This window comes from Caloranaerobacter azorensis DSM 13643, from assembly GCF_900129995.1.
GTDB classification, from domain to species: Bacteria; Bacillota; Clostridia; order Tissierellales; family Thermohalobacteraceae; genus Caloranaerobacter; species Caloranaerobacter azorensis.
The window spans coordinates 1-8,420 of the sequence record NZ_FQXO01000089.1 but is presented as its reverse complement, the minus strand read 5'-3'; the positions used below and the strand labels follow the sequence as shown (position 1 = coordinate 8,420).

The window sequence follows — 8,420 nt, the reverse complement described above, 5'->3', positions numbered from 1 at the left end:
TTGAACTTAACCTAATGAACCGCCGTATACCGAACGGTACGTACGGTGGTGTGAGAGGTCGGTAGATGAATTAATCATCTACCTCCTACTCGATTTGAAAGTAATCTTAAGAAATTTTAAGATTAAATTTCACCTTAAAGTAAGGTTCATAAATTAGAATAGAAAAAAATGAAGTTTATATTAAAATATTATGATTACGAAGGGGTGAATTACATGGAAATTATAAAAACACAAAATTTATCTAAAGTATATGGAAAGGGTAATACAAAAGTAGAGGCTCTAAGAGATGTAAATATATCTATTAATGAAGGTGAGTTTGTATCAATCGTAGGAGCTAGTGGTTCTGGAAAAAGTACGCTACTTCATCTTTTAGGAGGACTTGATAGGCCTTCTAGTGGTAAGGTTATTATAGATGGATATGACATATATAACCTTAAAGAAAAAGAGTTAGCCGTATTTAGAAGAAGAAAGATAGGATTTGTGTTCCAATTTTATAATTTAATATCTGTACTAAATGTGGAGGAAAATATCGTACTACCATTACTATTAGATCATCAAAAGGTAGATAAAAACCATATAAGAGATATTATGAATATATTAGGGATTGAGGATAGAAAAACACATCTTCCTAGTGAACTGTCAGGTGGACAACAGCAAAGGGTATCAATAGGCAGAGCATTAGCATATAAACCATCGATAATACTTGCGGATGAACCGACAGGAAATCTTGACAGTAAGAGTACAAAGGAAGTTATGGAACTTCTTAGGCTGTCAGTTAAAAAATATCATCAAACACTTGTATTAGTAACCCATGATTTAGAAATAGCATCTCAAGCCGATAGAATAATAACATTAAAAGATGGAGAAGTTGTTAAGGATGAGGTGATAAGATGAAAAAGTATAGCGATATAACAGTTAAATACTTAAAAAATCAAAAGAAGCGGACTATTCTTACTATAATAGGGATAATACTTTCAGTAGCTCTCATTAGTTCTATACCAACTATGTTTTATAGTATGCAGAAAAGTGAAATAAAAATGGTAAAACGGACTGTTGGAGATTTCCATTTTGCATATTCTAATGTCGAGTATGATTTGTTAAATCGGTTAAAAAACAATCCTAAAGTTGAAGACATTTCAGTTCAAGTCGATGTAATAAAAATAACTTTTAATGGGAAGTACAAACTTACAATAACAGAATTAAATAAAAAAGGATTTGAAATGCTACCAATTCATATTAAGCAAGGGAGATTACCTCAAAATAATAGTGAAATATTAATAGAAAAATGGGCTCTTGAGAAAATGGATAATAAACCTGGTATAAATGATAAAGTAGTGTTTGATGTCAATGGAGAAAATAAACAGTATACAGTTGTAGGGATATTAGAAAATAGAATAAATTCTCAATATTTTGGAGAAACGAGAGGGTTTACTTTACTAGAAAAAATTCCTAGAGATAAGAAAATGAACATATATTTAAAACTCAAGAGTAAAATTTCAATAAAAAATAATATAGAAGAATTTGAAAAAATGAAGGGGAAAGGCAAATTTGCAACAAATGAGAGGCTATTGAGGCTTCTTCTTCAAAGTTCTGATTCTAAAGGGAATAAGGCAATATTTATAATATGCGGAATATTAATAGGCCTTGTAATTATATCTACAGTAGCGGTAATCTATAATGCATTTCATATATCTGTGCTTGAAAGAATTAAACAATTTGGACTTCTTCGTTCAATAGGAGCTACACCAAGGCAAATAAGGAAAATTGTTTTTAAAGAGGCAACTTTGTTAAGTGTTATAGGTGTTCCAATAGGTATAGTATCTGGTATATTTGGATTGAAGCTGGTTCTATTTATTGTCAGTAGAGGTGGAGGCATTTTAATAAAAGCTAATGAAGTAGAGGTATCACCATATATTATCATTGGAAGTATATTATTAGGGTTTATATCTGTATATTTATCAGCATTTCTGCCTGCCAATACTGCTTCAAAGATATCACCGCTTGATGCATTGAATAACAGGGGAAGTATTAAGAAAGAAAAGATAAAAAAGAAGAAAGGGATAATCTACAGATTTTTAAATATAGAATTTGCTATGGCATATAAAAATATAAAAAGGAATAGAAAGAGATTTAGAATAACTGTTTTTTCCATAATGATAAGCGTAATATTATTTATAGTATTTAGTACGTTTACCGATATGATAAATAAAATTATTGATGATGGTAATGAAATATTAAACATGGATTATCAAATATTAAAAGTATCTTCTCAAAAAGAGAATTATATGTTTACAGAGGAAGATTATAACTGGTTAAAAAGTATTAATGGGGTAAATAAGGTATATAGGGAATATAATACTTTTTATGGAAGTGCATTAATCCCGACAGATAAGGTATCGGATTTATATAAAGAAGTTTCAAAACCTAATATAATTGAACATGATAATGAAAAATTTAATATTATCAAGGTATCAATAAATGTATATGATAGCGGCAAATTAGACAGATCAAAAGATTATATTAAGTACGGATTAATAGATGAAGATAAACTTAATGCAGAAAATGGTGTTATATTAGTTGTAAATAATAGACTGTATAGTAGAGAACTTAAAAAATCTATTACTTTAGATATTGCAAATTTTAAAGAAGGAGATAACATACTAATAGATATTAACAATCCTAATCAGCAGAAAACATATCCTAAAGATGGAATTAGTCTTAAAGTTATGGCAGTCCTTGAGAGAGTTCCATTTGGCAATGAATATGCACAAAATGGAGTGAAAATGATTACAACAAAGGAAGTAGCTGAGAAGATAATAAGCAAGATAGATAAAGAGAAATATAAGGAGAATTTTAAAAGAGAGTTTTCGGGTATATATATTAGAGGATTTTTTATACAGCTTTATGAAAATGCCAATAGAGATGTAGTAACTAATAAATTGAGACAATTAGAACAGGAAGATTCAACTAATAGAGTAATAGATGTTAAAGCCGATATAAAAGAACAAAAAAGGGCTATGATGCAGATGAAGGTATTTTTATATGGATTTATAGTAGTGATAGCGTTGATAGGAAGTTTGAATATTATAAATACAGTAAGCACAAATATGATATTGAGGAAGCGGGAGTTTTCTATATTAAAGGCAATTGGAATGGACATGAGTCAGATTAAAAAGATGGTAGTAGCCGAGGGTGTATTATATGGATTATTAGGTTCGATATATGGTGTCATAATAGGATTACCTTTGTCGTATTTACTATATAATCAAATTAATGGAATTTCTATTTTTCCATGGACTATGCCGTGGAATCATATAATAATAGCGATAACAGGAGCAATATCAATAGGACTTCTTTCAATAATTATACCACTTAAACGTATTAAAAATGACAATATAATAGAATGTATTAGAATAGAAGAGTAATAATATTTATATAAATTTCTCATATTAATTATATAAATTGCTTTGACATATTTTATAAAAAATATTATAATAAGTTAAAAATTAAATATAGAAAAGACTATGAAGAGAAGAGTAGATATGGAACGTAGTTCAAGCGAGTCGGTGATGGTGGGAGACCGATACGAAGTCCATATTGAAGAACATCTCGGAGTCTCTAACCGAAATCATTAAGGAGAGTAGGCTTAGACGGAACCAAACCGTTATTATTTGGACAGTATAGAGTGTTTTCTGTACTGGTAGAGTTGGCTGTATGTGCAGCAATTAGGGTGGCACCGCGAAAGTAACCTTTCGTCCCTTGTTTTGGGATGAAAGGTTTTTTATATAGTGTAAAATGTAAAATTTAAAATTAAAAATTGAAAATTTTAGAAAAGCTGTTTTCGTAATACAAAAATAAAATTTCTTAATCCTACTTGATAATTGTAAACCAATTATTTTTATTTTACATTTTACATTTTCAATTTTACATTTAATAATAGGGGAGGTATGAAAATGAAGAGTGTATTAGTAAAAGAAATTTATAGAAACACGGAAAAGTATATAGATGAGAATGTAGTCGTTTCAGGTTGGGTAAGAACTATTAGAAGTTCGAAATCTTTTGGATTTATTGAATTAAATGACGGGAGCTTTTTCAAAAATATTCAAATTGTGTTTGAGGATAATTTAGATAATTTTAAAGAGATTTCAAAATTACCTATTAGTACAGCAATTAAAGTAGAAGGTTTGCTTGTAGCAACTCCTAATAATAAACAGCCATTTGAGATAAAGGCAAAAAGTATAACTATCGAAGCCGAATCAGATAAAGATTATCCACTACAAAAGAAAAGACATACTTTTGAATATTTAAGAACTATTGCTCATTTAAGACCAAGAAGCAATACTTTTTCAGCAGTATTTAGAGTTCGTTCATTAGTAGCTTATGCGATACACAAGTTCTTTCAAGAGAGAGGTTTTGTTTATGTGCATACCCCAATAATTACAGGTAGTGATTGTGAAGGTGCAGGGGAGATGTTTAGAGTTACAACATTAGATTTCGACAATTTACCATTGGATGAAAATGGTAAAGTCGATTTTAAGAAAGATTTCTTTGGCAAAGAAACGAATTTAACAGTAAGTGGGCAGCTAAATGTGGAAGCATATGCTTTAGCATTTAGAAATGTATATACATTTGGACCTACTTTTAGAGCAGAAAATTCTAATACTGCAAGACATGCTGCAGAATTCTGGATGATAGAGCCTGAAATAGCTTTTGCAGACCTTAAGGACGATATGGAATTGGCTGAAGAGATGTTAAAATATATTATAAACTTTGTTTTAGAAAATGCACCAGAAGAAATGGAATTCTTTAATAAGTTCATAGATAAAGGATTATTAGAGAGATTAAATAACATTGTAAATTCAGATTTTGAAAGGATAACTTATACTGAAGCTATAGATATACTAAAAAAATCAAACAAAAATTTCCAATACCCTGTAGAATGGGGTAATGACTTACAAACAGAACATGAGAGATATATTACGGAGGAAGTATTTAATAAGCCTGTCTTTGTAACAGATTATCCAAAAGATATAAAGGCTTTCTATATGAGATTAAATGATGATGAAAAAACAGTTGCAGCCATGGACTTATTAGTACCCGGAGTAGGAGAAATAATAGGCGGAAGCCAAAGAGAAGAAAGACATGATATTTTAGTAAATAGAATGAAAGAAATGGGACTTAAACAGGAAGATTACTGGTGGTATTTAGAGTTAAGAAGATATGGTGGAGTTAAACATGCTGGTTATGGATTAGGATTTGAGAGAGCCATAATGTATTTAACAGGCATGACTAACATTAGAGACGTTATTCCATATCCAAGAACTCCAAGAACAGCAGAATTCTAAATAATATAATAGCAAGAGCCCCTACTTCTATGAGTAGGGGTAATTTATATTTTTAAATATTTATGAAAATGAAAGCGAATGCTTGAAAAGATTTGATATTTTATAATGGGATAAACTTGATGTTAAAATATTTTCCTATTATAATGTATATTTTCAATAATCATTCTTGAAAATATTAATGATATAAAGTATTATTCAAGTATGATAAACATATAGAAAAGTTTATAAATCTGGCAGCTATGAAATTTATTTTTGTTTTAAAATTACTAAAGCTATATTCAGGACTTTATAAGTTATAAATAGAAAAACGATGTTTTTGTGTGAATTTTAGATAAAATTAATCAGTTGAATTAAGGACTATATTAAAGTTTTTAACAATGCCATTAAAAAATGGAGGGATAAAAATGGGCAGAAAAATTTTAATAGTTGGTGGAGTTGCTGGTGGAGCATCTGCAGCGGCTAGATTGAGAAGGCTTAGTGAGGAAGATCAAATAATAATGTTTGAAAAAGGATCTCATGTATCATTTTCAAATTGTTGTTTACCATATCATTTAAGTGGTGTGGTAGAAGATGCTGATAGTTTAGTTCTTATGAGTCCTGAAAAGTTTTTAAAACAGTATAATATAGAAGCTAGAGTAAACAATGAAGTATTATCTATTGACAGAGAAAATAAAGAAATAACTGTTAAGAATTTATTAACTGGTGAAGAATACAAAGAATCATACGACAAATTAATATTATCTCCTGGAGCAAGGCCAATAGTTCCGCCTATTCCAGGAATTGAAAAAGTAAATGTATTTTCAATTAGAAATGTTGTAGATATTGATAGGTTGAATAAGTTTGTAAAATCAATGAAAACTAAGAATGTAGTAGTAATCGGTGGAGGATTTATTGGAGTTGAGGCTGCCGAAAATTTAAAGGAGGCAGGATATGATGTAACTTTAATTGAAGCTATGCCTCAAATTATGAAGCCATTTGATTATGATATGGTACAGATTTTACATAAAGAATTATATGATAATGGAGTAAATTTAATATTAGGAGACAGAGTTAGTTATTTTGAAAAAGATACAGTTATTTTAGAATCAGGAAAGAAAATTGAAGCTGAAGCAGTTGTTATGGCAATCGGGGTAGCTCCAGAAACTGAATTAGCTGTGAAAGCAGGATTAGAATTAGGAGAAACAGGAGCTATAAAAGTAGATCAAAATTACAGGACTAATGATGAAGATATATATGCAGTAGGAGATGCTATTGAGGTATATCATGCATTAACTAATTCATATACTAAATTACCTTTAGCTGGACCGGCTCAAAAACAAGCAAGAGGAGTAGCAGACCATATAAATGGAATGCAGATAAATAATACAGGATTTATTGGTTCATCTGTAATAAAGGTATTTAGTTATAATGCTGCATCTACAGGTTTAAATGAAGGATTAATAAAGGCTCTTAATTTGAATATTAAATACGATGTAGTTAAGATAATTCCTGGAGACAAAGTCGGATTGATGCCTGGATGTGAACCAGTTCATTTCAAGCTAATCTATGAAATACCAACAGGAAGAGTATTAGGAGCTCAAGCAATTGGTAAAGGTAATGTAGATAAGAGAATAGATGTAATTGCTACTGCTATTAAATTTGGTGCAACTGTAAATGATTTAAGAGATTTAGAGTTATGCTATGCTCCACCATTTGGAACTGCTAAAGATGTAGTCAATCTCGCAGGATATGTAGGTTCTAACTTATTGCATGGTTTATTTAAGCAAGTACATTCATCAGATGTAAGAGGTTTAGTAGAAAGTGGAGCTTGTATAATAGATGTAAGAGAGAAAAATGAATATGAGCAAAGTCATATAATAGGAGCTAAAAACATACCGCTTAGTGAGTTGAGAGAAAGATTAGATGAAATACCTAAAGATGAACCTGTTTATTTACATTGTAGAAGTGGGCAAAGAAGCTATAATGCGGTATTAGCACTTCAAAATTTAGGATTTAAAAATGTTTATAACATATCGGCAGGATTTATGGGATTATGTTTTTACGAATATTTTAATGATAAGACAACTGGCAGAAATAAGATTGTAACAGATTATAATTTTGAATAAAAAAATTAGGGGCGTTTAAGCCCCTAATAAATTGTTAGCGACAGCGGCAATACACTACGGAGCGTTTGTTAAGGGAGTAGATGTATATTATAGAGCAATTAAATCAGGTGTAGCAGTAATTCCGGGTTCAGATTATGTAGAGCCTGCAAATTTGGCTACGATAAAATACACAAAAGACTTTATCTACCAGATGTTTTTGGATATGTAGGAACTATTGTACTTTCTTTATTAGGATATTTGTTAATTTATGTTATTGATAAGAAATATGAAGATAAGAGAAGAAGAGAAAACACATTAAAATTAGAAGAATATGCTGAATGGGAAAAAGAATTGCCTCAGCCAAAAAGATATAAATTCTTTAGTAAAGAGACTTATCACAAGTTTTTTGTTAAAAGATGGTCTTATTATACTGGTGCAGTATTCATAATGATTATGTTTATAACAATATTAGTTACAACAGGTACAAGTTGGGGAGTAACAGCGGTATTTGCACATTGGGCTGCTTGGTTTTATCAAGCATTAGGAATAGTAGACGTTTCAAACTGGGAATGGTTTTCTGGCAGAATGGATGCTATAAAAGGCGGATTTTTTAATCATCCGGGTTCAATGAGAAATATGGGAATAATAATAGGAGCTTTAATAGCCCCATTATTAGCAGGACATTTTTCATTCAAAAAAGATTTTAGATTAAAAGATGTTTTCTTTTATGCAATAGGTGGATTATTAATGGGATATGGAGCTAGAATAGCTTTAGGATGTAATGTAGGGGCATTATATTCCGGACTATCTAATATGTCATTATCTGGATGGGTATTTATGCCTTCATTAACATTAGGGGGTATACTTGGTGTTAAATTAACTAAAAAACTTAATATTAAGATTTAATGATTATTTTATTAAGGTATTGAAATATTTCTTATTACAGAAATTTTGCATCTAGAAAATTAATGGTTTATAGTTTTTAGAATTA

General features: G+C 30.0%; 5 protein-coding genes and 1 other annotated feature. All 5 genes read left to right on the top strand.

Going from position 1 to position 8,420, the window contains the following annotated elements:
• Positions 1-213: 213 nt before the first annotated feature.
• The 5 genes from BUB51_RS11100 (at position 214) to BUB51_RS11080 (ending at position 8,335) form a co-directional block, all read left to right on the top strand.
• The gene (locus BUB51_RS11100; RefSeq protein ID WP_073197770.1) at positions 214-894 is read left to right on the top strand and encodes an ABC transporter ATP-binding protein; all 681 of its coding nucleotides are present in this window, start codon (positions 214-216) and stop codon (positions 892-894) included.
• Entirely contained in the window at positions 891-3,425 is a 2,535-nt protein-coding gene (locus tag BUB51_RS11095) for an ABC transporter permease (RefSeq protein ID WP_073197768.1), read from the top strand. Before BUB51_RS11100 ends, BUB51_RS11095 begins: the two co-directional genes overlap by 4 nt.
• A gap of 90 nt (positions 3,426-3,515) precedes the next feature.
• Positions 3,516-3,763 (top strand) — a binding site (T-box leader).
• Between the two features lie 190 nt (positions 3,764-3,953).
• Positions 3,954-5,345, top strand: coding sequence for an asparagine--tRNA ligase (gene asnS, locus BUB51_RS11090; RefSeq protein WP_073197766.1), 1,392 nt, complete (start codon positions 3,954-3,956; stop codon positions 5,343-5,345).
• Positions 5,346-5,749: 404 nt separating this feature from the next.
• Positions 5,750-7,450, top strand: a complete 1,701-nt coding sequence (locus BUB51_RS11085) for an FAD-dependent oxidoreductase (RefSeq protein ID WP_073197765.1) — start codon at positions 5,750-5,752, stop codon at positions 7,448-7,450.
• Positions 7,451-7,552: 102 nt separating this feature from the next.
• Entirely contained in the window at positions 7,553-8,335 is a 783-nt protein-coding gene (locus BUB51_RS11080) for a YeeE/YedE family protein (RefSeq protein WP_423230324.1), read from the top strand.
• Positions 8,336-8,420: the final 85 nt, after the last annotated feature.